The 25,312-nt window shown below is 70.7% G+C and carries 25 protein-coding genes, 1 tRNA gene and 1 pseudogene; 6 read left to right on the top strand and 21 right to left on the bottom strand.

Annotated elements, in window-relative coordinates:
• Positions 1 to 12 precede the first annotated feature (12 nt).
• The 6 genes from KY462_06230 to dcd all read right to left on the bottom strand — a co-directional run bounded on the left by KY462_06230 (position 13) and on the right by dcd (position 4,765).
• Positions 13 to 1,074, bottom strand: coding sequence for a hypothetical protein (locus KY462_06230; protein MBW3577325.1), 1,062 nt, complete (start codon positions 1,072 to 1,074; stop codon positions 13 to 15).
• Positions 1,075 to 1,248: 174 nt separating this feature from the next.
• Positions 1,249 to 2,184 (bottom strand): HTTM domain-containing protein, encoded by a 936-nt coding sequence (locus KY462_06225; GenBank protein MBW3577324.1) that lies wholly within the window; start codon positions 2,182 to 2,184, stop codon positions 1,249 to 1,251.
• A gap of 31 nt (positions 2,185 to 2,215) precedes the next feature.
• A complete protein-coding gene (locus KY462_06220; GenBank protein MBW3577323.1) occupies positions 2,216 to 2,737 on the bottom strand; it encodes a hypothetical protein in 522 nt (173 codons plus the stop codon).
• Between the two features lie 30 nt (positions 2,738 to 2,767).
• Complete coding sequence (locus tag KY462_06215; GenBank protein ID MBW3577322.1) at positions 2,768 to 3,235, bottom strand: transcriptional regulator; 468 nt, start codon at positions 3,233 to 3,235, stop codon at positions 2,768 to 2,770.
• 166 nt (positions 3,236 to 3,401) lie between these two features.
• Positions 3,402 to 3,938 (bottom strand): transcriptional regulator, encoded by a 537-nt coding sequence (locus KY462_06210; protein MBW3577321.1) that lies wholly within the window; start codon positions 3,936 to 3,938, stop codon positions 3,402 to 3,404.
• A gap of 236 nt (positions 3,939 to 4,174) precedes the next feature.
• The gene (dcd, locus tag KY462_06205; GenBank protein MBW3577320.1) at positions 4,175 to 4,765 is read right to left on the bottom strand and encodes a dCTP deaminase; all 591 of its coding nucleotides are present in this window, start codon (positions 4,763 to 4,765) and stop codon (positions 4,175 to 4,177) included.
• A gap of 79 nt (positions 4,766 to 4,844) precedes the next feature.
• Between dcd and KY462_06200 the strand changes: the two genes are divergently transcribed.
• A tRNA-Gly gene (locus KY462_06200) sits at positions 4,845 to 4,915 on the top strand.
• 339 nt (positions 4,916 to 5,254) lie between these two features.
• Here KY462_06200 and KY462_06195 read toward each other — a convergent pair.
• Positions 5,255 to 7,087, bottom strand: a complete 1,833-nt coding sequence (locus KY462_06195; GenBank protein MBW3577319.1) for a choice-of-anchor B family protein — start codon at positions 7,085 to 7,087, stop codon at positions 5,255 to 5,257.
• Between the two features lie 231 nt (positions 7,088 to 7,318).
• Between KY462_06195 and KY462_06190 the strand changes: the two genes are divergently transcribed.
• Positions 7,319 to 7,711, top strand: a complete 393-nt coding sequence (locus KY462_06190; protein MBW3577318.1) for a hypothetical protein — start codon at positions 7,319 to 7,321, stop codon at positions 7,709 to 7,711.
• Here the strand turns inward: KY462_06190 and KY462_06185 are convergent, their stop codons facing one another.
• Positions 7,712 to 8,218, bottom strand: a complete 507-nt coding sequence (locus KY462_06185; GenBank protein ID MBW3577317.1) for a carbonic anhydrase — start codon at positions 8,216 to 8,218, stop codon at positions 7,712 to 7,714.
• A gap of 324 nt (positions 8,219 to 8,542) precedes the next feature.
• On the opposite strand from KY462_06185, the pseudogene KY462_06180 reads away from it, so the two are divergent.
• Both KY462_06180 and KY462_06175 read left to right on the top strand, forming a co-directional pair.
• A pseudogene (locus KY462_06180) lies at positions 8,543 to 10,319 on the top strand (glycosyltransferase).
• A gap of 65 nt (positions 10,320 to 10,384) precedes the next feature.
• Positions 10,385 to 11,131 (top strand): hypothetical protein, encoded by a 747-nt coding sequence (locus KY462_06175; protein MBW3577316.1) that lies wholly within the window; start codon positions 10,385 to 10,387, stop codon positions 11,129 to 11,131.
• A gap of 59 nt (positions 11,132 to 11,190) precedes the next feature.
• On the opposite strand, the gene KY462_06170 is transcribed toward KY462_06175, so the two are convergent.
• The 7 genes from KY462_06170 to KY462_06140 form a co-directional block, all read right to left on the bottom strand.
• A complete protein-coding gene (locus KY462_06170) occupies positions 11,191 to 11,400 on the bottom strand; it encodes a ferredoxin (GenBank protein MBW3577315.1) in 210 nt (69 codons plus the stop codon).
• A 150-nt stretch (positions 11,401 to 11,550) separates the two neighbouring features.
• Positions 11,551 to 11,883, bottom strand: coding sequence for a TfoX/Sxy family protein (locus tag KY462_06165; protein MBW3577314.1), 333 nt, complete (start codon positions 11,881 to 11,883; stop codon positions 11,551 to 11,553).
• Between the two features lie 3 nt (positions 11,884 to 11,886).
• Positions 11,887 to 12,327 (bottom strand): hypothetical protein, encoded by a 441-nt coding sequence (locus KY462_06160; GenBank protein MBW3577313.1) that lies wholly within the window; start codon positions 12,325 to 12,327, stop codon positions 11,887 to 11,889.
• Between the two features lie 139 nt (positions 12,328 to 12,466).
• The gene (locus tag KY462_06155; protein ID MBW3577312.1) at positions 12,467 to 13,480 is read right to left on the bottom strand and encodes a hypothetical protein; all 1,014 of its coding nucleotides are present in this window, start codon (positions 13,478 to 13,480) and stop codon (positions 12,467 to 12,469) included.
• 10 nt (positions 13,481 to 13,490) lie between these two features.
• Positions 13,491 to 14,258, bottom strand: coding sequence for an SDR family oxidoreductase (locus KY462_06150; protein ID MBW3577311.1), 768 nt, complete (start codon positions 14,256 to 14,258; stop codon positions 13,491 to 13,493).
• An 18-nt stretch (positions 14,259 to 14,276) separates the two neighbouring features.
• Entirely contained in the window at positions 14,277 to 15,026 is a 750-nt protein-coding gene (locus KY462_06145) for a DUF2071 domain-containing protein (protein ID MBW3577310.1), read from the bottom strand.
• Positions 15,027 to 15,028: 2 nt separating this feature from the next.
• Entirely contained in the window at positions 15,029 to 15,580 is a 552-nt protein-coding gene (locus KY462_06140) for a hypothetical protein (protein MBW3577309.1), read from the bottom strand.
• A 136-nt stretch (positions 15,581 to 15,716) separates the two neighbouring features.
• Between KY462_06140 and KY462_06135 the strand changes: the two genes are divergently transcribed.
• Positions 15,717 to 16,514, top strand: coding sequence for a hypothetical protein (locus KY462_06135; protein MBW3577308.1), 798 nt, complete (start codon positions 15,717 to 15,719; stop codon positions 16,512 to 16,514).
• Positions 16,515 to 16,547: 33 nt separating this feature from the next.
• On the opposite strand, the gene KY462_06130 is transcribed toward KY462_06135, so the two are convergent.
• Positions 16,548 to 17,483, bottom strand: coding sequence for a Ku protein (locus KY462_06130; protein MBW3577307.1), 936 nt, complete (start codon positions 17,481 to 17,483; stop codon positions 16,548 to 16,550).
• Positions 17,484 to 17,626: 143 nt separating this feature from the next.
• On the opposite strand from KY462_06130, the gene KY462_06125 reads away from it, so the two are divergent.
• Positions 17,627 to 18,700, top strand: a complete 1,074-nt coding sequence (locus tag KY462_06125; protein MBW3577306.1) for an ATP-dependent DNA ligase — start codon at positions 17,627 to 17,629, stop codon at positions 18,698 to 18,700.
• Between the two features lie 8 nt (positions 18,701 to 18,708).
• On the opposite strand, the gene KY462_06120 is transcribed toward KY462_06125, so the two are convergent.
• From KY462_06120 to typA, 5 genes are all read right to left on the bottom strand, one after another.
• Complete coding sequence (locus KY462_06120; protein MBW3577305.1) at positions 18,709 to 19,308, bottom strand: hypothetical protein; 600 nt, start codon at positions 19,306 to 19,308, stop codon at positions 18,709 to 18,711.
• 291 nt (positions 19,309 to 19,599) lie between these two features.
• On the bottom strand, positions 19,600 to 21,303 hold the full coding sequence (locus KY462_06115) for a hypothetical protein (GenBank protein MBW3577304.1): 1,704 nt from the start codon (positions 21,301 to 21,303) through the stop codon (positions 19,600 to 19,602).
• A 14-nt stretch (positions 21,304 to 21,317) separates the two neighbouring features.
• Positions 21,318 to 22,142, bottom strand: a complete 825-nt coding sequence (locus KY462_06110; protein MBW3577303.1) for a hypothetical protein — start codon at positions 22,140 to 22,142, stop codon at positions 21,318 to 21,320.
• 123 nt (positions 22,143 to 22,265) lie between these two features.
• Positions 22,266 to 23,255 (bottom strand): phosphofructokinase, encoded by a 990-nt coding sequence (locus KY462_06105; protein MBW3577302.1) that lies wholly within the window; start codon positions 23,253 to 23,255, stop codon positions 22,266 to 22,268.
• Positions 23,256 to 23,406: 151 nt separating this feature from the next.
• Positions 23,407 to 25,254, bottom strand: coding sequence for a translational GTPase TypA (gene typA, locus KY462_06100; GenBank protein ID MBW3577301.1), 1,848 nt, complete (start codon positions 25,252 to 25,254; stop codon positions 23,407 to 23,409).
• Positions 25,255 to 25,312 lie beyond the last annotated feature (58 nt).

The following is a 25,312-nucleotide window of genomic DNA, read 5'->3' as shown; positions in this document are numbered from 1 at the left end:
CGGCTCCGCTGGTCAGTACCGCTGCGCGAACCCGACCGCGCCGGCCCCGACCAGGACGAGGACCAACCCGAGGACCAGGACGAACGGGACGTCAGCGCCGGTGCGAGCCAGAGCCCCCGGCGCCGCGGCGGCATGGACGTGCCCGGAGGTCTCGGCGGCCTGGATCTGCCCGATGTCCGCGGCAGCCGGGACGCGCCGCAGCGTCACGCCGAGCACCTGAACCTCGTCGGAGGCCCCAGGGAGAGCCGCCTCCACGTTGGTCCGACCGGCGGGGCCCTCGATCCGCAATCCGAGCACGGCGGTCTGCGGTGCGGCGCCGGCAGATTGCTGCGTGGCCTGCACCTTGTCCTCGACCGGGGACTGTGGAGGTTGGACGTCGTGTTGCGGTTGCTGGGTCGGCGGCGTGACCTGCTCCTGCCTCTCCTGCTCCGCGGGCAGCTGCTTCTTCGCCGGCTGCTTCTTCGCCGGCTGCTCCACGGCAGGCCGCTTCTTCGCCGGCTGCTCCACGGCAGGCCGCTTCTTCGCCGGCTGCTTCTTCGCCGGCTGCTTCACGGCAGGCTGCTTCTTCGCCGGCTGCTTCACCGCAGGCTGCTTGCGCTCGTCCTTGGCCCGCTGATCCTGCCGTGCCGGGTTGCGACCGCACCAGCCTTCGTTGTCGTCCTCGAAGTCGTCGTCGTTGCCGCACCCGTTGTTGCCATCCTGGTCGAGCAGGTCCACACCGCCGGTGCCGCCCGGCTGGTCACGTCCGCCCGTGCCGCGGTCGGGACCGCGCCCGTCGTCGTCGGGATCGTGCGCCGCGCCGCCCTGGTTCCCGGACCTGCCACTCTCGCAGTGCTTGTCCTTCCCCGACGGGTGGCGGTTGTCAGCGTCACCGAGCGGATCCGGGCAGTTGGGGAAACCGTCGTCGTCGTTGTCCTCCGTCACCTGCGCGCGTTGCGCCTTGTCCTGGCCCGTCGCCCGGTCCTTGGAAGCAGCCGCGGCTGGCTGCAGGAGGAAAGCCGCCAGAGCGACGGCGAGGAAGGCGACCAGTGCGAGCCGTCCGGCGGTGACCGACCGCTTCGGTGTGGGGATCACTTTGCACCTCGAGTTGACGACCGTCGCTGGGCGGTGCCGGCTGGCTCCGCCACGGGGTCGGGTTCGCCACTCGCTCGGTGTCGGTCCAGGCGACCAGGTTGCGGACCGCACGTCGTCACTTCCCTGATACGGAGTGTAACACGGACTAGTCCACATGTCACGCAGCGGATGAACTCAAGTACAGTCCGTAGCCGCCCGGACGGACGTGGCCGATCGTCGGAACCGGTCGGACACCCAGGCGATGGCCCGGTCGGCGGCCTCCGGCGGGACGAACGCGAGGTAGCTCACCAGCACCGCGTAGCTGAAGAAACCGACCTCGATCGTCAGATCGATCGCGACGTGCATCACCGCGCCGAGGAGCAGGACCACGGGGCGCAGCCGCCGGTTCCACACCAGAACCGCGACCGCCAGTTCCGTCGCGAGCGCACCCCACGTCAGCAGGGTCACCACGACGGGCTGGTCGAGGAGCAGGTCAGGGACGGCGAAGCGCTGCAGGTCGCCGATCCGCAAGACGTACCCGACGGCGGTCCCGCCCGTCCACGTCTCACCGCTCAGCTTGGCCGACACCGACACGACGTAGCCGAACGCGAGGTTGAGCTGGATCAGGCGAACAGGCCAGGCTGCCCGCCGGGGATGGTCGAGGAACCGGTCGCGGTGTCGCACGAAGCGATCGACCGACAGTGCCGCCCCGGCCGGAGCCAACGCGAGGAGGAAGCTGAGTTGGCGGACGAGCACGTCGCCGGAGTTGAAGACGTAGGGATTGCGCCGCTGCAACGACAGGACCGCGACCCACGCGACGACGGCGGCGACCCGTGTGCCCGCCCCGCCCGTGAGCGCCACCGCCGAGACGAGCAGGAGCGTCCACAGGGCGACGACCGCGGCATCGGTGTTGGCGACGTGGAGCAGCCCCCAACGCCACGGTGCGGACGGGGGCGCAGCGAGCGATCCGCCGGGCCCGAAGAAGGCGCGCAGGTCCGCGGCCAGCGACAGCGTCCACCCGGTCAGGACCAGGCCGAACCCCACACGGACCAGCGCGAGCGTGGAGGTGGAGACCGGTTCGAACCAGAACCGTGTCCACGTGCCCCACGCGGCTCCCAGGCGACCGCTCACGTCCCGGCTCCGGCGGCTCCCGGGCAACCGCTCACACCTCGCTCGACTCCATGACGTAGAAGCCCTCCTCCTTCCACGAGGGCTCGGGGCTCGCGGTGCCGGGTCGTGTGATCGCGACCCACCGTCGGACCAGCGTCACCCGCCGCACCGGGCGCTGCGGAGCGTCGTGCATCCGCATCAGCCACCGGGCAGTCGGCTCCCACAGCACCCCGGCGAAGGCGTCGGCACGGACGTTCTCGACCCACTTCCGCCACCGGTAGCGCCGGTAGGTGCCCAGCGCCGGTCCGTCGTCGGGTGGTCGCCACACGGTCGTGGTGCCATCGGCGTACTCGATCCGCGCCTCGAAGGCCACGGTCACACGACGCGGATCAGGGGCGAAGACCTCCCAGTTCTGGTCGAGGCCGGTGACCTCGACGACCGGTCGGGCCCAGCGCTCGCCCTGGGGCACGACGGACCCCGGGACGCCGGTGACGACCACGGCAGCCACGACGAGCACCAGGAACGCCGACAGCACGACGCGGCCGGCAGGGGAGGACTCGATCCGCTGCTGCACGACGCAAGCTCCTGCGGACCCGGTGTGGGTTCACGTACGGGCGAGGATGTCCTGCTCACCGAGGCGTGCGATGAGTCCTTCTGCGGTCAGCCCCAAGGCGACCGCCAGCGCCCGGACGTCGTCTTCACGGAGCGTCAGCACCCGACCGTTGTAGTCACCGCGTTGCAGCTGGATGGTGGTCGCGTACCGGGTCACGGGGCGCAGTGACGGGTCGACGTCCTGGTCCGACAGCCGGGTGAGGTCGAGGACGACCCGACGGCCGCGGGGAACGTCGCCGGCGCTGACCTGCTCGGTCGGCGCCTCGGGGAGCAGTTCGGCCACCGGCACGCCGTAGAAGTCGGCGAGGTTGGCGAGCTTGGCGGCGGAGATGGCCCGGTCGCCGCGCTCGTAGGCGCCGACCACCACCGCCTTCCACTTGCCCTCGCTGCGATCCTCGACCTGCTGAAGCGTGAGATCCTGCTGCTGACGGATCGCGCGTAGCCGCTTGCCGAGTTCGATCTGGTAGTGCTCTGCGTCCACGCTGCTGGCTCCCGGTAGCGCGGCACGGCCGTCGACGCGATGACGCGCGTGCACGTCCTGAGTCGCTGGCCCCGCGCCGCGCTTCCCAGACTACGCCAAACGGACGGTGGTCGATGCAGCATGCTGCCGGGCGATCAGCCGTGCGTCAGGCCCCGACGGGATCCTCACGTGGAGGGAGCACCCCGTCCTCGGTGAGTCTTTGGAGCAGCTCCCCGGAGGAGACTCCCATCATGGCGGCCAGGGACCACACGTCACCGTCACGCATGGTCAGCACCCGGCCGTTGTAGTCGCCGCGCCGCAGCTGGATGGTCGAGGCGTAGCGTGAGATCGCCCCGTAATCGTCGCCGAGCCGCTCATCCGAGAGCCGGGTGAGGTCGATCACCATCCGGCCGCGGCCAGACGGCTGGTCAGCAGCCGAGCGTGTCGGTGGCTGAGCGACCAGTTCAGAAGGTGGGACCCCGTAGAAGCCCGCGAGCTCCGCCAGCTTGGCTGTCGAAATGGCGCGATCACCTCGCTCGTAGGCGCCGACCACAACCGCCTTCCAGCGTCCGCCGCTGCGCTGCTCGACCTGTTGCAGGCTCAGCGCCTGCTGGCGACGGATCGAACGGAGCCGCTGCCCCAGCCGTGCCTGGTACCCGCCGGTTGCCTCACCCACGCCCCGCCTCCCATCCGTACCGTCCATCGCGCCCGCCGGTTCGTGGCGACGGGCGCCTGACTCGCTGCGGAGCAGCGCTGGCCGCGAAGCATCGGACCTACGCACAGTAGCGTCAATAGTACTTAGCGCGACGTGCGCGGGGCGCGCACACGGGTTCGCGTGCGTAGCGCGCAGGGTGCGCGGGCGCGGGGGCGTGCCGAGCGCGGATCCGGGGCGTCGAGAACGGGCGTGCCGGGCAGCATCGGGGTCGTGCGTGGCCGTGTTCAGAGGCCGTCTGGAAAGCGCTCGCCGTCGAGGAAGTTGAGGTGGAACCGGCTGGCGGTCGGACCGCGCTGGCCCTGGTACTTGGAACCGACCTCGCGCGAGCCGTAGGGGTGCTCGGCGGGGCGGTCGAGTTGGAAGAAGGCCAACTGCCCGACCTTCATGCCCGGGTAGATCGCGATCGGCAAGGTGGCGACATTCGACAGCTCCAGGGTGAGGTACCCCTCGAAGCCGGCATCGACGAACCCGGCGGTGGAGTGGATCAACAGTCCCAGGCGACCAAGCGACGACTTGCCCTCCAGGCGGGCGACCAGGTCGTCGGGGAGACGGACCTGCTCGAGCGTCGCGCCGAGGACGAACTCGCCAGGATGCAGGACGAACGGCTCGTCGCCGGGGACCTTCACCACCTCGGTCAGGTCGGGTTGGTCGGCGCGGACGTCGATGAACGGGTACCGGTGGTTGTGGAAGACGCGGAACGTGTCGTCGAGTCGCACGTCCACGCTGGACGGCTGGATCGCGTCGTCGGACAGCGGATCGACCGCGATCCGCCCCGTGCTGAGCGCCTCGCGCAGGGTCCGGTCCGAGAGGATCACGCGGCGACCTTCCTTCGACGGGGCGCCACGCAACGACTGTTGCCGTCTGGAGCGCGCCCCGGGTACCCTCAGCGCTCTCGCGGGTGTAGTTCAATGGTAGAACACGAGCTTCCCAAGCTCGGAACGGGGGTTCGATTCCCCTCACCCGCTCCCGAGAAGGCCCTGCTCCGAGGCGTGTTTCGGATCCCGAACTCGCACGTGGCAGCGGCGTCGCGGGGGTGTTCCGACACACGCCGTCCGTATCGACTGGCGCGACTTGGCATCGCACCGGCCGGGTCAGGCTGCGCGCGAGCTGGCCGATGCGAACAAGTCTGCGACGCGTCGCGCCGGTCGGACACCTGGCAGTAGGGACGGCGACGCGGCAGCCGGTCCGGTCACGCTGAGCGTCCCCGGGTGGGTCGACGCAGCGAAGCGCCCCGACGAGCTACCCCTGTTTCAGTCCTCGTGGCCGTCTCGTCCTGGCGGCCCGCCGCGACCGGCTGGGTCCGGCTACGAGGGCCCGCCCTTGGGCACGTCCTCGGCGAGCCTCAGCAGGAACAGGCCCTCTTCGATGCCGCTCACCGCGATCGTGCCGGACCCGAAGAACGGGTAGTTGGACCACGTCCCGTCGAACGTCGGATTGTTGTGCGTCGGGTAGGTGTCGAAGAAGCCGATCTCGCGCAGGGTCTGCTCCGCCACACCGGACGTGTCGAGCACCCGCAGTCCGGCCGTGTAGTTCGACTGGTACACGAACCCGTTGTGGACGTAGTTGTTGTGGTCGATCGACGTCGTCTCGTGGAAGTGCTCGAAGTGGACCTTCGGGTTCTCCAGGTCGGTCACGTCGAACACGACCGTCCGGGTGTTCTCGATCTCCTCGTAGGTCACCTCGTCGAGCTCGTCGTTGACGAGCAGGTAGGCGTGGTCCTCGGTGAGCCAGCCCTGGTGGGTGTAGCCGACCATCGGGTAGTCGGTCACGCCCAACGTCACCGGCAGCAGCTTGTCGGTCACGTCGACGATGACGACCTTGTTCTCCGCCGAGTTGAAGCAGATCTCACGGCCGAAGTAGCGGTCGTCGGGACCGTTGTAGATCACGCACTGCGCGTCGTGGACGTACGCGGCCGGTGAGTTCTCCTCGACCGGTCCCCCAACGGACCGAGCGGCCGTCCCGGGACCGCCCTCTTCTATGTAGCAACCGGCGAACGTGGGGTTCTTCGGCTCTCGGACGTCGACCATGTGCAGACCCGACAGGCACTGGTCGGGCACGACGCTCCCCTCGTTGCCGCCGACGATGTACGCGTAGCCCGTGTCCTCGTTGATCACGACGTTGTGCGCCGCGTCGTTGAGCCGGTAGTGGGCATCCGGGTCCCACTCCTGGGGCTCCATCACATCGCGCAGCCGGGTGAGGTCGAACACCGTCATGCCGTGCGGCTCCGACTCGCTCACGATGAACGCGTGATCCGCGTACACCTTGATGTCGTGCCACGTCGCGTGGAGGAGCGCCGGGTTCGGCAGCTCACCGAGGTAGACGGGCGCGGTCGGGTCGGTCACCCGGAAGAAGCCGACGCCGTTGGTCTTGCCGATGATGACGTACTCGTCACCGCTCTCAGGATCGGTCCACCCCCAGAGGTCGCTGATGCCCGCGCCGTTGAACTCCTCCTGCGGCACGAACGACAGCAGGTCGATGCCGTCGCACTCGAACGGCCCAGCCTTGCCGTTGTCACACGGGACGTTCGCCATCGCTTCCAACGGCGCTGGCTTCGTGAACGTGACGTTGACCGCCGTCGCTCCCTCGGTGCCCTGCGTCCACGCGATGACCGCATCGCGCACGGCGAGTACCTCGGCGGTGCGATCAACCTCGAGCGCAGGGATGTCGGCGGAGACCGCGGTGGCGTTGCTCGTGGGATCCTCGCCCTCGCCAGGGATCTGGACGAACCCGATGGCGCCCGCCTGCTGGGCGGACTGCACCTTCTGGAGGAAGGTGTAGGTCGGGCACTCGTCCGCGGAGTTCGTGGCGCTCACCCTGGAGTCGACGAGAGCGATGTTGCCCCGGATGTTGTCCAAGACCGGCGAGTAGCTCGCCGGCGTGCAACCGGTGCCGGCGTAGACCACGTCGGCGGTCTGATCGTCAACCGGTGCGGTGCCGCCCCACTGGACGGCGGGGAAGAAGCCGGCCAGGTCCTGAGGTGAGTTGACCCGGACCCCCAACCCGTCGTTGTGTTGCTCGCCCCCGGGGTGTGCTCCCGGGTGCGCGGCCGCCCCGGAGGGCGCCACCACCCAGGCGAGAAGCAAGGCGATCGCCGAGCCCGCCACCACGCAACGACGTCGGATAGTGGTGGTTGCCATGCCCATGACCTCTCGTGCCGCTTGTCCTGGTCTCGTCCCGCCCGCGATCCGCTCGGAGGGCGGATCGAGCAACAGCCGGATCGAGGCCGTCGAAACGTTACTTCAACGCCGGACGATTCGCGGTCGGTGTGGTGACCTCGACCGTGGGGCGTCGGTCGAGGCGATCGTGGAGGGCCGACGCGCGTCTGCACGGTTCTCCCAGTCGGGTGTCGGTCGGTAACCTCGGATCCCATGGCGACTCACACCCCGTCCTCGACGCGACCTCCTGCCGCCACGGCCGTTGCCGTTCTGGCCCTTCTGGGGGTCGTCGGGTCGGCGGTGATGATGCTGGCCCACCTCGGCCTCGGGATCCCGGTCATCGAGGATCTGGGCCCGGGCCGGATGATCCTGCCCGTGGCGATCGGGTTCGCCGTCGGTGCGTTGCTCTACGCGGTCGTCGCCGCGGGCGCGCTCGTCGTCGCCCGGTGGGCGTGGTGGGCGGGCCTCGTCGTCAACGGTCTGGCGTTCCTGTCGGCGGCGTTCCCGTTCCGCGGATGGATCAGCGCGGTCGTGATGGCCGTGAGCGCCGCCGCGCTCGTTGTGCTGCTCACTCCAGCGGGGCGTGAGGCCTTCGGCCGGCCCTGATCACGTATCGCCGGCCACCTCGCGCAGGAGGCCGCTCCCCAGGTCGTAGACGAACCCGCGTACTTCGGTGTCCTGTGGAGTGAGCGACCAGGAGCGGATCTTGTCGACATCCTCACGCACCGACCCGTCCTCGTCGGTGAACGCCAGGAGATCGACGTCGCCGAGGTCCGAACCCGCCATCCGCTCCAGCTGGCGGCGCGGCTCGTCGGGATCCGAGGTGAACATCCCACAGTCCGTATGGTGCACCACCATGACCGCGCCGCTGTCGAGGAAGTACCACGACGCCGCGAGCGAACGCAAGACGTCCTCGGTGACCCGCCCACCGGCGTTGCGGATGACGTGGACGTCGCCTCGGGCGAGGCCGAAGTCCACGAGGGGATCGATCCGCGCATCCATGCAGACGACGATCGCCAATGCGCGCGCCGGTCGGGACGACAGGCTGGTTGCAACACCTGCGGCCACCCGCCGGTTGGCCTCCACCACCTCGTCGATCACCCCACGACTCATCTTCCGGCCTCCTCGGATATTGCGATACGCCTAGCACACCGCATGGTTCCATGTGGTTGCGGCGACGTCAGCGTGGCTTGAGACAGCAGGCGACACCCTCGACGCGGTCGGGCTCGGGGCAGTCCTCGCGGCATCCGTCGAGGGCGAGGCCCGCTTCGACCACGGCGACCCGCACTGTACGAACACGGCGCGGCGTGGAGCTACGGTCGGCGGTCGGTGACCGATCGGAGAACGGCGATCGCGGCGGGGGCCCGGCCGCCAGACGGCCGGCGAGACGAATCCGGTGGCGGCGTGGCGGCGCCTCGTCCCGCCGTCTCTGTGGTGATGCCCACGTACGGGCAGGCGGCGTTCCTGCCGCGTGCGGTCGCGAGCCTGCGCCGTCAGACCCTCACCGAATGGGAGCTGGTGATCGTCGACGACGGCTCCCTCGACGCCACGCCGCAGACCATCGCGGGTCTTGCGGCCGATCAGCGCATCCATCACGTCCGGCTCGCGACCAACCACGGGCTGGGGACCGCATGCAACGTCGGCCTCGATCTCGCACGAGCGCCGCTGATCGCCTACCTCCCGTCCGACGACGTGATCGACGCCGAGCACCTGTCCACGCTGGCGGTCTGCTTCGACGATCCCGAGGTCGTCCTGGCGTTGGTCCCCGGCGCGGGGCGCCGCCACCGACGGCCTCCAACTGGTGCAGGTGATGCACCGGGCAGGCACCGACCGCTGGACCGAACGCGACGAGGTGGAGAGCGATGATCTCGACCGGTTGTTCTGGCGCCGGTTGCGTGGCCGCGGAAGGACGATCAGCACCGGACGAGTCACGTGCGAATGGGTCCGCCACCCCGGTCAGCGTCACCGTACGTTGCGCGAGACGCACGACGGCGGCCTGAACACCTTCCGCCGCCGGTACCGCATCGCGACGCCACTGCGGTTCGAGTCCCGTGACAGCTGGCCGATCGACGAACACGGGTTGTACGCGCGGTTCCGTGGCCGCCGCCACCACCCCGACCCCGACGGGTTGCGGATCGTCCTGGCCGGGGAGTTGGCGTTCAACCCAGAGCGCGTCCTGGCGTTCGAAGAGCGCGGCCACCAGCTGCACGGCCTGTGGATCGAAGACCCCCTAGCCGACCAGACCGTGGGGCCGCTCCCGTTCGGCCACGTCCGTGACCTCCCGGACAGCGGGTGGCGCGAGGCCATCCGCGACTTGCGACCCGACGTGATTTACGGCCTGCTGAACTGGCGGGCCGTTCCGCTCGTCCACGCGATCCTCGACGCTGACCTCGGCGTGCCGCTGGTGTGGCACTTCAAGGAGGCGCCACAGCGCTGCCTCGTGCGGGGAACCTGGCCGCTGCTCGCGGACCTGCACCGCCACGCGGACGCTGTGATCTACTCCACCGCCCTCGAACGCGACTGGTTCGAGGCCGCCCTGCCGGGGGCACGCGACCCCACCACCACGCACGTCGTCGACGGCGACCTGCCCAAGTGCGACTGGTTCGACGGAGCGCCCCGCCCCCGACTCTCGGACGTCGACGGCGAGATCCACACCGTGGCGCTTGGGCGCCCGGTGGGACTCGACGCCGCGCTCGTCGGGCAGCTCGCCGCCCACCGCATCCACATGCACCTCTACGGGCTGGTCCGGGGCCCGGGCCCGAAAGGGGCGTGGGCGACCTGGATCGACGACGCGGTCGCGGCCGCCCCCGACCACCTGCACATCCACCCGCACGTCGACCAGCGCAGCTGGGCGGCCGAGCTGGCGCAGTACGACGCCGGTTGGATGCACCGGGTCGCCAGCAGCAACCGCGGGGACCTCACCTGCGCGACGTGGAACGACCTGAACGCGCCCGCGCGCCTGTCCGTTCTGGTGGCGGCCGGTGTCCCGGTCCTGCAGCAGGCGAGCCCCGGCTCAGCCGTGGCGGTTCAGGACCTCGTCGCGGAACGCGGGATCGGGATCCTCTACGACGACGTCGATGATCTGGCGGCGAAGCTGCACGACACGGAGCAGATGAGCCGGTGCCGCGGCGCGGTCGCAACCCAAGCGCTCGACTTCACCTTCGAGGCGCACGTCGACCGGCTGCTGCGCATCTTCCGATCGGTGATTCGGTAGTCGCCACGTTCGATGTTGCACACGACGACGGCCATGCTGTCCCGGTCGACGTCGGAAGGACGGGGATGGGCAACCAGGACCACGGGATCGCCGACACGCTCGACCCGGATCCGGAACGCGAAACCAGTCATCGCGAACGTCTGGCAGGGATCGTCGAACGTCGGCTCGATCCGGTCATGGCGGCACTGGCGATCGTGTGGACCGGTCTGGTCGCTTACGAGCTGATCGCGCCCAGCGACCAGCGCAACGAGCTGTCGTTCGTCTCCACGGTGATCTGGGTGGTGTTCGTCGCGGAGTTCGTGGTCAAGCTCGGGGTGTCCGGCCGGCCGGTGAGGTTCCTGCAGCGACGCTGGCCCTCGGCCATCTTCCTGGCGCTCCCCGCCTTGCGCATCCTGCGCCTGGTCCCCGCCGCTCGCCTGGCCCGGGTCCTGCCCACCGCTCGTGTCCTGGGATCGTCGTACCGCGCCGTGGGCACGGCGCAGGGCCTCCTCCACGGGCGCCTGACGTTCCTGGCTGCCACGACCGGCGTGGTGATCCTGTCGGGCGGACAACTGCTCTTCGTCCTCGAACAGGGCGCGGCCGGAGCGGTCACCTCCCTCGGGGAGGCGCTGTGGTGGTCGTCCAACCTCGCGGTCACGTCCACGCTGGTGTTCGAGCCTGTGACCGTGCCGGGGAGGGTCCTGTCGCTGCTGCTGTCCACCTACGCCGTGGTGGTGTTCGCGTCCATGGCTGCCGCACTGGGCGCGTTCTTCATCGAATCGCGCGCCGAGAGGGCCGCGACCGAAGAGACCGGACCCAAGCGGGAGCGCTGAACGGCGGTTCGATCCGGCCGGGGAGACACGCGTCGACCCTGCGTCGACGCGGCGGGAAGTCAGGCGATCCGTCGACCGCAGTCGAACACGGCGATCGCGTCGGTCGGGCAGGTTTCGGCGGCCGCAACGACCGCGGTCCTGGAGTCGGCTCGCGGATCGACGACGACCGCGACACCCTCGTCGTCGAGTTCGAAGGTGCCGGGAGCGATCCGCGCGCACACCCCCGAACCGATGCAGAGACCGCGATTGACGCGGACGTCCAATGGCATCCCTCGAGCCACCCGTGGTCGGCCGGGTTCAAGCGTAAACGTGCGGCACGACCGCGGTCACGCGCTCACCGGCGTTCTCGTCGCGGACAGCGACGTGGCGGTACGCGCCTGTCCGGCCGACGACCCTGAGCCCGTCGACGCTGCCTGTCGTTACTTCGGTGGCAGCGATCCCGTGAAAGCCAGACCCCTCTGGATCCAATCGCGCAGATCCGCCGCGTCAGCGAAGCCTTCCGCTGCCACATACACCATGCCCGTCATCGGCTTGCCCGTGAAGTCCATCGGACGGGCGTGCGGTCGCGCGAGAGCGTCCCCGTACGCCTCCTTCCCGACCCGGACCATGAGATCATCACCGACGATCCCAACGGTCATGTGTCCGTGCACCATGAACGCGACACCACCGAACATCCGCCGCTCGATCGGGACCACGTCGGCGTTCGCGAACGCTTCCCGAACTCGGTGTGCGACGTCCTCGTTGTAGGCCACGCCTCACCTCACCGACAGCCGGCCGAGTCTCTGCGACACCGCGCCGAACGCAGGCCGCCGGCCGTTACCGTTGCTCCTCGACGGCCTCAGCGAGCTCGTCCTTGTCCATCTTCGAGCAGCCCTCGACGTCGAGCTCCTGTGCCTCCTGGTACAGGTCGTCCTTGTGGGCTTCTGCCCGCCCCGCTCGGCGGCCTGCCGCATCTGATCGCCCAGCTCCTGCAGCGCATCGTCGCCCAGCCCGTCGCGGACCTGCGGGAACAGCTCCTGCTCCTCCTCCTGGACGTGGTGTTGGACCTGTTCCTGGATGACGCTGATCTTTGCGTCGAAGCGCTCGTCGGAGGGGTCGGCGTCGGTCACCTCCTGCAGGAGCAGCTCGACGGCGTGGTGCTCCTCGAAGTCCTCGACCTGACGGTGCTGTCGGGTCAGGAACTCGATGGCATCCACGGTCGTCTCCCCGCCCTCGACAAAGTCGTCCCACGGTGCCGAGCTGTGGTGGCCTCAGGCTGCGGTCACCGTGGCCGGACGCCCCCCGCCCGAGCGGCGCACCGGCCGTTCGCGCAAGGCCCCGTCCGTCGCCGACCGGTCACCCGGCGTCCGCTGGGCGTCCACCCGCGATGGACGGGTCCACGTCGGTCGACCACTCCCAGGAGTACTGGTTGACCAGCGCCCGCAGACGCGCTCGGCGGTCGGCGAGATCGTCCACCGCGGACACGAACGCGTCGTCGTCGACGAGTTGGTCGCTGATCCGGCGCAGCGACGACAGGTCAGGCGGTGGCGGTGGTGGCGGGATCTCGACCGACAGCCGCAGCGTGTCCATGAACTGGTCGACGGCCTCCCGGGCCGGGCGCACCACGGTGGGATGGGGATCGTCGAGCGCGTACTCGACGATCGTGATCAGCTCGTCGAACATGGCGACGTTGCGCGGGATCGACGCGCCCCGCCGCCCGACGTGGAAGTAGTACAGGACGGGCAGCGACAGGTGGTCGTGCCCGATCAGGGCCAGACCGTCGGTGATCGTGACGATGTGGCTGGGCAGGTCACCGAGCTGCCGCTCGCCGAGCGCGGCGGCGACGGCGTCGGCCGGCGAATTCCCCAGCCCGTCGATGCGTGAGGCGAGCGCCCGCGCCCTCGACACGGCGGTCACGACCTGGAAGATGTAGGTGACGGCGAGCGTGAACATCGCCAGGCCCAGTAGCGCAGCCACGTTGTTGGCCAGCTGCCACACCGGTGCTCCGGCGGTGTACCCGGCGCCGGCTCCTGACAACGCTCCCGCCGCGTAGGCGACCTTGGCGACGGCGGGGGCGGGCTGCTGCGTCGCCGCGTCCACCACCGAACCGTGGCTGGACAGGAACACCAGCGACCACCCGCCCCAGACCAGGACCACCCACGCCACCGGGACGCTCAGCGTGATGGCGTACCCGGCGAGCTGCAGGGTGCGGTGGCTGCGGTCACCGCGGACCACCGGCCGCCACATGCGGTGTGCCATCACGTCGGTGACCGGCCCACGCCCGCCGGCCACCGCGATCGTGGTCCACACCAGATCGGTGATGCCGACGACGATCAGGACGGATCCGGCGACCAGCAGCAGTGCCTTCACGTCGCGCCACTCACACCAGCATGCTGTTGGCCTGCGCCGCCATGAGCAGGAGGCCACCGTCCACGACGAACGACTCCCCGGTCACGTACGACGCCTCGGGTGATGCCAGCCAGCGGATGGCGTGCGCGATCTCGCCGGCGTGGCCGGGGCGGCCCAGCGGGATCCCGGGTCGTGGGTTGTCGGCCGGGTCCTGGTCCTGCTGACCGGTCATCTTGGTGGAGACCTCGCCGGGAGCGACGGCGTTGACGGTGATGCCGTGCTCAGCGAGTTCCAGCGCCGCCACCTTGACGACGAGGCCCAGGCCCCCCTTGGCCGCGCAGTAGGCGACCGACCCGGCCAGGGGGACGTGCTCGTGCACGGACGTCACGGCGATGATGCGCCCGCCGTCGCGGTTGCGCGTCATGCGGCGAGCGGCCGCCTGCATGCACAGGAACGCCCCGGTCAGGTCCACATCGAGGACGTGTCTCCAGGCGTCAGCGTCGTGATCCAGGAACGGAGCCGAGTGCCCGCATCCGGCGTTGTTGACCAGCACGTCGAGGCGGCCGAGTTCGTCGGTGAGCTCGTCCACGACCGCAGGGCCCGCGCCGGGATCGACCAGGTCGAGGTGGCGGACCGCCACGCGGCGCCCGGCGGCGCGGACCTCCTCGACGGTGCCGTTCAGGCCGGCCTCGTCCTCGTGCCACGTGACGCCCACGTCGTAGCCACTCTCGGCCAGCGCGACGGCGGTGGCCTTCCCGATGCCCGAGCTGGCCCCCGTGATGATCGCGGTCCGCGCCACGTCGACGCCCCTTCCCTCTTACCGGTAGCGGCTGCGTGCTGCAGGGCTGCTGGTCATCGCATCCGGCCGTGGCGCACCCACTCTGGCGTCCACCCCCGGGGAGAACAGCACGTGCGGGGCGCCGTCGGGCGGCGTGAGCCCGGCGGCGACCAGCAGATCCTCGGACAGGTCGGCGACGCGTGCGTCCTGTAACGGCCATGGCTGGTGCTCGACCGGGACGGTCAGCAACGTGGCGAACATCCGGGTGAACAGCTGCCAGCGCCCCACCAGGAACACCTCGAGCTCGCTGACGTGGTCCCGGATCAGGTCGTCGACGACGTCGAGGTCGAGCCGCAGGTGCGGTCCCTGGCGGCCAGCGCGACGGGCCAGGTACCGGACACGGCTGCCGTCGCGCTGCACCGAGATCGACGCGCGCCGGTACGGCAACCCGAGCGTGACCCTCGCGGCCACCACGACCGCCGTCCGGTTGAAGTCGAGGCTGAAGAACCACAGCCCGTCGGTTCCGTCCGTGCGACGCACGTACGTGCGCACGTTGACCTCATCGGCGCTGAAGTGTGGTGTGGGGACGACCGGGAGCGCCCGCGAGGTCAAGCTGAACGGTGTGATCCCGACCCAGGCGCTGCCGTCGAACGTGTCGACCTGCAACCCGGGGGGCAGCTGCGCCTGGAGGGTCTGCGGCGGATAGCGCCAGTGCAGGAACGTCAGATCGCGCCAGCGCTGGTGGATGACCGGCCACCGCACGCGATGGTCAGGGTGCCAACCGGCCACGGTCAGCGTCCGGACGCGACCGCACCGGCGAACGCGTGACGAGCGACGTCGACGCGCCGCTCCTGCAGCGCCCGGTGCTGATCGTCGCCACGCCGGATCAGACGGTCGAGGTCGACGTCGGCGGGCAGCGCGGTCGTCGGAAGCGCTGCATCGAGGTTCCGCCACAGGTTGAGCTTGGTCGCGACGGCGACCACGAGCGCGTCGATCTCCACCAGGCGACTGAGCGGCGAGTAACCCATCAGCTGACCGTTGAGCTTGGCGCGGCCGACCCGCTCCAGCGCCACCGCCGCGGCCTGCTTCGGGCGGGAGCCAGCGACGTCGAGGTGGCGCATGATGCGTTCGAGGTCACGTCGATCCTGCTGGAGGTCGGCGGCGAGCGCCCGCAGGAACGGCTCCAGGTCGCCGTCCCGGTTGTTGCGCCACGCACGCTTGGCCAGCTCCACTCCCCCGACGGCAGCGGCCAGGTGGTCGCTGAGGTAGATCTGCAGGAGAGTCTGCGGCGGCGCGGCACGCAGCCGGATCCGCGGGAAGGCCACCGTGTCCTCCTGTTCCACGGCTTCCGACCGTAGGGGGCGCCGGGTCCACAGTCCCGGCTGCCCGGACGGGGCGTGACGCCGTTCCCGCGTCGGTGGCCACGACCGCGCCGCCTGTTTAAGTGGCGTCGCCGAAACGGCCGACACAGGGGGATCGGTGGACGTCGAGCAGGCCATCGATCAGGTGTACGCCGTCCCACCTGACGAGTTCGTCGCGACCCGCGACGAACTCGTCGGCCGCTTCCGCGACGCAGGAGATCGGGATGCCGCCGAGCAGCTGTCCTCTCGGCGCAGGCCCACCATCGCCGCCTGGGCGGTCAACCAGCTCACCCGCCGCCACCCCGACGACGTCCGACAGCTGCTCGCCGCGGCCGACCGTGTCCGTCGGGCGCAAAGGCGGGCGCTGAGCGGCCGCGATGGCCAGCTGCGCGGGGCGGTCGACGACCTGCGCGACGTGGTCGACCGCCTCACCGCCGCCGCAGCCGACCTGATCCAGGAGCTCGGCAGCTCTCCCGCAACCCACCGTGACGACGTCACCGCCACCCTGCACGCCGCCGCGGTCGACGACGAGGTCCGCGACGCGGTCGCCCGCGGCCGCCTGGTCCGGGCGACCACGTCGCCGGGGTTCGGGACGCTCGCGGGTCTCGCGGCGCTTCCCTCCGACGGGGCGGAGGACGACACGCCCGCTGAATCGGCCGCTGAACGCTCGGCGCTGCGGCGGCGCCTGCGTGAGGTCCACAGCCGGCTGGGCGACCTGGAGCGCGCGGTCGAACGCCAGGAGCGGCGGGCGGCGGACGCCGACGCGCGCGCGCAGCGGCTGCGGCGCCAGGCACAGCAGGCCAGATCCGAGGCCCGCGAGGAACGCCGACGCGCCAGCGAACTGGCGGACGAGCGCGACGCGGCGCGTGCGGAGGTCCGCGACGTCGAGCAGCGACTGGAACGTCTCGGCGGGTGACCGCCTCGGCGACCGGGTGGTGCCGGCTGGTCGTCAACTGGCGGCGCGCTGCTCGCGGTCGGCGTCGCGGAGCGCACCGGCGAGCTCGTCCTTGCTCATCTTCGACCGGCCGGGGATGTCGCGCTCCTGCGCGAGCTCGTACAGCTCGTCGCGGGTGAGGTCGGCGTAACGGTCCTCACCGGCGGAGCGGTCGCGGTCACGGCCGAGGCTGGCCTCGAGGGCCTGCATCAGGTCGACCACCCCGCCGGGTTCCTCCGGCGGCGCGGTGACCGTGACCTTCTCACCCTCTGCCTTGGCCTCCAGGTACTCGACCAGCCGCTGCTGGTACTCGTCGTGGTAGCGGGCCGGGTCGAACTCGGTGGTCAACGACTCGATCAGCTGCTCAGCCATCGTGACCTCCCGCTCGCGGATCTCGCGTGGGCGGTCCTCGACGCCCTCGATCTCGGCTGGGTCGGCGACCTCGTCGGCGTAGTTCATGGTCGACAGCAGCAGGACGTGGTCGCGGGCCCGGATCGCGGCGAGGTACTCCTTGTTGCGCATCACGAACTTGGCGATGCCGACCTTCTCGGAGCGCTGCATCGCTTCGACCAGCAGGTCGTAGGGCTTGAAGGCGCTCTCGTCGGCCGGGGCCAGGTAGTACGGGCTGTTGTAGTAGATCGGGTCGATCTCGGCCAGCTCGACGAAGTCCTGGATGTCGACCGTCCGACGCGCCTCAGGGTCGAGCTGCTCGAGCTCCTCGGGGTCGACGACGACGTACTCGTCACTGTCGACCGGGTAGCCCTTCACGATCTCGTCGTAGGGCACCTCCTCGCCGGTCTGCTCGTCGACCCGGCGGCGGCGTACCCGCGCGTGGGTGGTCTCGTGCAGCTGCCGGAAGTGGACATCGTGGCTGCGCACCGCCGAGTACAGCTTCACGGGGACGGTCACCAGCCCGAAGCTGATGTAGCCCGACCAGGTTGCCCTCGCCATGGTCCATCCTCCTCGTCGGCCATGTTGCCGCTGTGTGGGGCGCCGGCGGGGACGGACCGACGACCGAACGTCGGGTCGCCTGTGGCCGCGCGGACGGACCGTGGAGGTGGCGCCGCAGGGGACCGGAGCGGCAGCCTGGTGGGGTGTCCGACCGGCTCGCGCACTACCGCCAGCTCCGAGACTTCGCCACGACCCCAGAGCCGGCCGGGGATGCGCTCCCGCTCCCACCGAGCGGGGAGCGGCGGTTCGTGATCCAGGAGCACGACGCGACCCGGTTGCACTGGGATCTGCGGCTCGAGCGCGACGGCGTGCTGGCGTCGTGGGCGCTGCCGCAGGGGATCCCCTGGCGCCCCGCCGACAACCGGCTCGCCGTCCACACCGAGGACCACCCGCTGGACTACCTGGACTTCCACGGACAGATCCCCGCCGGCGAGTACGGCGCGGGCCGCATGGACATCTGGGACCGGGGCACCTACCAGGAGCGGACCTTCCGCGACGACAAGGTCGTGGTCACGCTGCACGGTCAGCGGGTCCGCGGCACCTACGCCCTGTTCCCGCTCGGCGACCGTGACTGGATGATCCACCGCATGGACCCGCCGCAGGACCCCGATCGGCGGCCCATCCCCGCCGACCTGCGGCCGATGCGGGCGGTGGCGGGAGACCTCCCCCACGGGCCGGGATGGGCCTTCGAGATCCGCTGGGTCGGCGAACGGGTGCTGATGGCCAACGACGCCGGCCACGTCACCATCACCGACGGCGACGGCGGCGACGTCTCCGTCAGCTTCCCGGAGGTGCGCCGCGTCGGGCGCCGCCTGGCCGCCGTCGAGACGATCCTGGACGCGGTGATCGTCGCGGTCGACCGGGACGGGCAGCCGACCAACGACCGCGCCGTGGTCGAGCGGCGGCTCACCGCCGGTGATGACGCGCGCGCTCGGCGCCTGGCGGGCGACCGGCCGGTGGCGGCACTGTTCGTCGACCTGCTGTGGCTCGAGGGCCACCCGACCACCGAGCTTGCGTACCGCGAGCGCCGAGCCCTGCTGCACGACCTGGACCTGGCCGGTTCCGCGTGGCAGGCGCCCCGCCACCACGTCGGTCACGGGACCGCACTGCTCGACGCTGCCCGCGCCCGGCAGCTGCCCGGCCTGCTGGCCAAGCGCGTCGACGCCCCCTACCACCCGGGGGAGGCCTCCGAGGATTGGGTGGTCGTCGCCGCCTGACGGCTGGCTCAGCGCTTCCCGGGTGGTGCGCCCCGGGAACCGCCGGCGTCGTCGGACTTGCCGGCGGGGGCGGGTGGGTTGGCGCGGCCCGGGCCGGGGTCCGCGGTGTTCCCACGGCAGGCGGGGTCGCCGGCGCGCTCGGAGGGCTTGTCGGCCTCGCAGGTCGGCTGTTCAGGCGCCGGTGGCGGCGGGGCCGGGGCAGGCGCGGGCGCCGCGGGCGGCTGCTGTCGAGGTGGCGCCTGTGGGGCGGCGGGGGCCTGGGGCTGGGTGCCGGGACGGCCACGGTCAGCGTTCTTCTTGGGCTGGGTGCCGGGACGGCCACGGTCAGCGTTCTTCTTGGGCTGGCTGCGCTGACCGGCGGATGCCCGGCCCGGCGTGGTGGCGTCCGACGTCGCGCCCGACACCTGCTCTCCGCCTCCGGCGACTCCATCGGCCGTGACCGCGACGGGCGGTGGTGACGACCGCTGCGGGGCGTCGACGCGGAGAGGGTCCGTCACCTCGTGGGACGGCGTGCCGGTCACCGCGGGCCGGCTCGTCGACCGCAGGCCCCGCTCCCCGAGGTGATCCACGGCGAGGTAGACCACCCCGGTCTGGGCCAGGATGATCAACGCCGCGGCGACCAGCAGAGGCAGACGGCCCGAGGGGCCGCCGCGTCGCTGGCGGTCTGAACGGCTAACGGTGTCACCTCGCAGTCGTACCGGCGGACTAGTTACATGACGGAGTATATATACTCTCCGTGGTCGTGTCCACACGCAACGTTGCGGAAACGGCCGGCGGATCGGTCCGCCTAGGCTAGTTATCGGCCGGCCGGGCGCGGTTCTACAGGACGCCCGCGCGATCCCGTCGCCACCGACCAGATCCACCGCAGCAACCCGTTCGGCGGCCAGGGCGTCCGGGCATCAGCCGCGTCGGACGGCGACCACCCCCGCGGCGAACGCGGCGAACGCGACACCGGCCGCGGTGGCCGCGAGCCTCCACCGCCCCCGGTCGGACGGCGGGCTGGGGGCGCGACGGTCCCCGCCCGGCCCGGGGGTCTGGACCTCGCCATCCCCCCCGATCTCCGCGGTGGGGCCGATCACCGGGACGGTGACCTCTACCCGCACCGCCGCCCGCGCCGGGTGACGGGCGAGCGCATGGACGGTGCTCGACGTCGCGACCTGCACGTCGAGGTGGTGTCCCTCAGGAACGGTGTAGGCCACGCCGGGCAGGGCCAGTTCGAACTGCTGCGGGTCGGACGACAGGTCCTCGGCGCGCAGCGACGCCTCCTGGTGGTGGACGACGTGACCGGCCTCGCGGTGCACCAGCTTGACGAACAGGTGCGCCACCGGCCCCTCGCCGGTCACCGTCACGGTCGCTCGCGGCACCCCGACGAGCTCCAGCGGACCTCCCGCAGCAGCCGCGACCTCGACGGTGAACGCCGCCGGGTCGCCAGGCGGGTTCGGGACGGCGGTGGTGTGCGGTCCGGTCGTCGGCCCCCTCGGCGGGCCGTCGACGGCGGGCGCGCCGGGCTGGATCACCGTCCCGTGTCCTTCGGCGGTGACGACGACGGCGGACGAGGGCGGGAAGTCGTCTGCGGCACGCCACACCGCCTCGTTGGTGCGGTACTCGACCGCCGCTCCCGTGTCGACGTCCCGGCCGTCGAGGTAGCGGGCGAACCAGGTCAGGATGGCTCGGTCGAGGTGCTGTCGGTCGTCGGCGTCCGGGTAGGGACACTGCACGTGGCCGCCGCAGAAGACGACGTACTTGGCCGGGGCGCCCTGGGCGCGGACGTGCTGGAAGATCCCGTTGCCGTCGGTCAGGTCGAACAGGGTGTCGACGCTGCCGTTCATCACCAACGTCGGGACGTCGACCACCCGATCGTGTCCGTACCGCGCGAGGCTGCTGTCGGCCAGGAACGTCAGCGCCTCGTCGGAGAGCTGATTGGTGGCGACGAACTCGGCGTAGGCGCGGTGCAGTTCCGGCGCCAACCCTCCGGTCTGTGGCCCCGACGGCGAATCGATCCCGTCGGTGCGCGCTGCCTGCACGCCCGCCGCGTACAGCATCGATCCCCAGCTGGAGTTCACGACTCCACCCTGGTACAGCGAGTAGCGCAGGTCCGACCAGGAGATCTCGGGCGCGATCGCGTCGATGCGGTCGTCGATCGCGGCAGCCGCGGTCTGGACGCCCCCCGCGTACGATGCCCCGGTGAGCCCGACGACGGGGTCTCCGTCGGTGTCGGCGGCGATCGGGGCGTTGTCGACCGCCCAGTCGATCAGGGCGCTGACGTCTCTGCCTTCCAGGTCGGGCTTGTTGAGCTGGACCTGGCCTCCGGAGTCGCCGAAGCCGCGCGAGTCCCAGGTCATCACCGCGTAGCCGGCGTCGAGCAGCGGGGAGACCGTGCCGTGCGGCGTGCTCTCGGCGGTCCCTGCCCAGCCGTGGGTGCGGAGCACCAGGGGCACGGGCGCGGCGTCGGTCGCCCCCGGCGGGAGGAACAGGTGCGTCGACAGCGGCGTCCCGTCGAAGGACGACACGACCTGATCCGACCGGAGCGGACCCTGTTGGGCCCCGGACGGGACGCCCGTGACCGCCACGGTGGTCGTGACGGCGAGCAGCAGAGCTCGCATGCGCACCACGACCCCTAGCGAAGCGCGTCGCGGATGGCTCGGCCGGCGTCCTCCACGCTCATGCGGACGAGCTGCGGGGGTGGAACGCCGAGGTCACGCACGAGTTCGTCGGCGATGAAGAAGCCGACCCGCCAGTGGTCCTCGACAAAGCCGCCACCGAAGAATGCCTCGACCGCCTCGGGGTCATCGAGGCGTTCGCGGAACCGCTCACGCAGTTCGTCGCGGTGCTCCCGACACCACGGCAGCCACTCCTCGAACCCGCCGAGCCCGTACCAGAAGTACTCGTCCTCGGGGCGGTCGGGCACCACCGTCCGCGACACGCTGATCGCCAGCCCTTCGGAGAAGGCGCTCCAGGCCGGATCGTCGCCGGGGCCGGGTCCTTGGGCCAGCTGGTGCCAGGCGTGGGTGTCCTCGTGGGCCACCAGCACACGAGCCGGGTCCCGGCCGGCGAACCACTCCAGGCAGTGGAACACCGCGACGTCGCCGTCGAGCCTGTCCACGAACGCGTTCGCGGAGAAGCTTCCGACCATCAGGACGTGCAGGGGCTCGGGTGCGTCGGGCACGTCGAGGGTGGAACGCACGGCGGGCTCGACGCCTTCGATGATGTCCGGCATGACCGCAACCGCCTTCTGCACGCGGGCCCGGAGCGCGCGGATGCGGTGGACCAACGCAGGGATCCCCTCCCGTGACCCCTGCCCGTCGAAGAACCGCTCGAAGACGTCCGGGTGCAACGAGCGGTACAGCTCATCCCACAGCTGCTCTCGGGTGCGTTGCTCGACCGACAGCGCCCGACCGGCGAACCGCTGGAAGTCTGGGATGGTGTTGCGGATCTGCGCCACGTCTCCGTCTTCGGGCCGCTGACCACGGCGGGCGTTGCGAACGTACATGTCGCGGAGGTTCCGAACGAAGATGACCGTTCCGGTGCCGACGCCTGGCTCTCCGCGCTCTCGGCGGGTCGTCGTTCATGACCCGGCGGGATCGTCGAGCGGGCGCAGCTCGATGCGATCGCCGAGGTGCTCGATGTCGGTGCGCTGTCCGCTGCCCGATCCTCTGCGGGTGATGTTCAAGGCGGCCGCGGCAGCCGCGAACTTCAGTGTCGCGGGAGGGTCGAAGTCGCGGCTGAGCGCGACGGCCAGCGCTGCCGTCATCGAGTCGCCTGACCCGCGCGTATCGACGGGCTCCAGGCTCGGCGGCTCCACGGCCAGCAGCGTGTCGCCAACCAGCGCCATGGCGGGCCTGGCACCGCGTGACACGACCACCTCCTGAGCGCCGGCCTCGTGCAGCTTCTTCAGACCTTCGATCACTCCCGCCTCATCGTCGCTGGCGGCCCACCCGCCGTCGAGCAGCTCGTCATCGCTGGTCTTCAGCATCCGCAGCCCGCCTTGAAGCGCTTGGCGCAGCTGCTCGCCGGACAGATCTGCCACCACCATCACGCCGTTGGCCCCCAGGTCGGTCGAGAGCCGGCGGAAGACCGTCGCCGACAGGATCTCGGGGTCTTGCGTGCCGGTCAGCACGCACACTTTCGCTCCCAGCGACGCCGTCAGCGTCGCGCTGTACAGGTCGTCGAGCTCATGTCGAGTCAGTGGACCGCCGGGAACGTTGACGATCTCTTCCCGCTCGCCGCTACGACGGTCCTGGACGTACGCGGGGTTCGCGCTGCCGGTCGACGTCCCTCGAAGGGACATGCGTGCCTCCTCGACCAGGTGGCGCGCCACCGAGCCCGTCTCTCCTCCGAACGAGGCACACAGCGCCAAGGATGCCTCCAGCGTCTGGATCATCCGTGCGACCCAGAACCCTTGCCCCCCACAGTGCACGTGCAGCTCGGGCTCGCCGTTGGTGGCTTCCTCGACCGTGACGGTCAGCAGCGGGGCGGGGGCGAACACGCAGATCTCGCCTGGATCCGCCTCTGGATCCGCCTCTGGATCCGCCTCTGGATCCGGCTGTTGACTCATCGGTCCCTGACGTCCAGCGCTGCGAGCGACGGGCTTGGAGGCCCCGATCGAGCATAGGAGGGGAGGCCCGTGCGACCGTCCTGGCCTGAAGGCCGGGTGTGGGAGGAACCGGAAGGGCCGACGGAGAAGTCGTCGCTTCCCCTACACGGTGCTAACCCGTGGAGGCCTCGCCGTGCTTGGCGCGCTTGGCCATCCGGCTGCGGACGGTCTGGTCGAGCTCGGCCTTCCGGAGCCGCACCGATGCGGGCGTGACCTCCACCGCCTCATCCTCGCGGATGAACTCCAGGGCCTGCTCGAGTGACAGCCTCATGGCCGGGGCCAGCCGCACCAGCTCGTCCGCGGTCGATGAGCGGACGTTCGTGAGCTTCTTCTCCTTGGTGGGGTTGACGTCCATGTCCTCGGCGCGGGCGTTCTCACCCACGACCATGCCCTCGTACACATCGGTTCCGGGGTCGATGAACAACACCCCCCGTCCCTGGAGGTTGAGCAGCGCGTACGTCGTCGCCTGACCGCCACGATCGGCGACCAGCGACCCGTTCGGGCGGGTGCGGATCTCGCCGACCCAGGCTCCGTAGCCGTCGAAGACGTGGTGGAGGATGCCGGTGCCGCGGGTCTCGGTGAGGAACTCGGTGCGGAACCCGATGAGTCCGCGGGCCGGGACCCGGAACTCCAGACGGGCCCAGCCGGTGCCGTGGTTGACCATGCTCTCCATACGGGCCTTGCGCAGGCCGAGCAGCTGGGTGACGACCCCCACGAACTCGCCGGGCACGTCGATGGACAGGCGCTCGAAGGGTTCGTGCACCGTGCCGTCGACGTCCCTGGTGACGACCCGGGGTTTGCCCACGGTCAGCTCGAACCCCTCCCGCCGCATCGTCTCGACGAGCACGGCGAGCTGGAGCTCACCACGGCCCTGAACCTCCCACGCGTCGGGGCGGTCGGTCGCCAGTACCCGCAGCGAGACGTTGCCGACCAGCTCCTGGCCGAGGCGGCTGTCGATCAGGCGGGCCGTGAGCTTGTCGCCGTCGTGGCCGGCCAGCGGCGAGGTGTTGACGCTGATCGTCATCCCCAGGGTGGGCTCGTCCACGCTCAGGGCGGGCAGCGGCCGCGGGTCCTGGGCGTCGGCCAGCGTCTCGCCGATGGTGACCGCGTCGAGGCCGGCGACGGCGATCAGGTCACCCGGCCCCGCCTCGGCGACCGGGACCCGATCGAGGTTCTCGGTGAGGTAGAGCTCGGTGAGCTTGAGGTGCTCCGTCGACCCGTCGGATCGGCACCACGCGACGGTCTGGCCCTTGTGTATCCAGCCGTGCTGGATCCGGCAGAGCGCGAGCCGACCCATGTACGGCGACGCGTCGAGGTTGGTCACCAGCGCCTGGAGCGGGTGCTCGTCGTCGTAGGACGGAGCCGGGATGCTGGTGAGGATCGTGTCGAACAGCGGTGTCAGGTCGGTCCCGGGCTGGCCGGGATCGAGCGTCGCCGTGCCGGCCTTGGCGTTCGTGTAGAGGATGGGGATGTCGATCTGGTCGTCGTCCGCGTCCAGGTCGATGAAGAGATCGAAGACTTCGTTGACGACCTCGTCGGGGCGGGCGTCGACGCGGTCGATCTTGTTGACGACGAGGACGATCGGGAGGCGCTGCGCCAGCGCCTTGCGCAGCACGAAGCGGGTCTGGGGAAGCGGGCCCTCGCTGGCGTCGACGAGCAGGAGCGCGCCGTCAACCATCGCCAGCGCCCGCTCCACCTCACCTCCGAAGTCCGCGTGGCCCGGGGTGTCGACCACGTTGATGGTGAGCCCGTCCTTCCGCACCGCCGTGTTCTTGGCGAGGATGGTGATGCCCTTCTCCCGTTCGAGGTCGTTGGAATCCAGGACACGTTCGGCGACGTCCTGGTTCTCGCGGAACGCCCCCGACTGCCACAGCATCGCGTCGACCAGCGTGGTCTTGCCGTGGTCGACGTGGGCGATGATCGCGACGTTGCGGAGGTCGTCGCGGGATGCGGTGGCCACGGGGGCACCTTCGAGAGCGGGGGGCGGTAGAGGGGCGGAGCGGCGAGGCCGCGAGGCG

The sequence above is a fragment of the Actinomycetota bacterium genome, assembly GCA_019347675.1.
Lineage (GTDB): Bacteria > Actinomycetota > Nitriliruptoria > Nitriliruptorales > JAHWKO01 > JAHWKW01.
The sequence above is the reverse complement of the archived record's forward strand: the minus strand, read 5'-3'. Positions and strand labels throughout refer to the sequence as shown.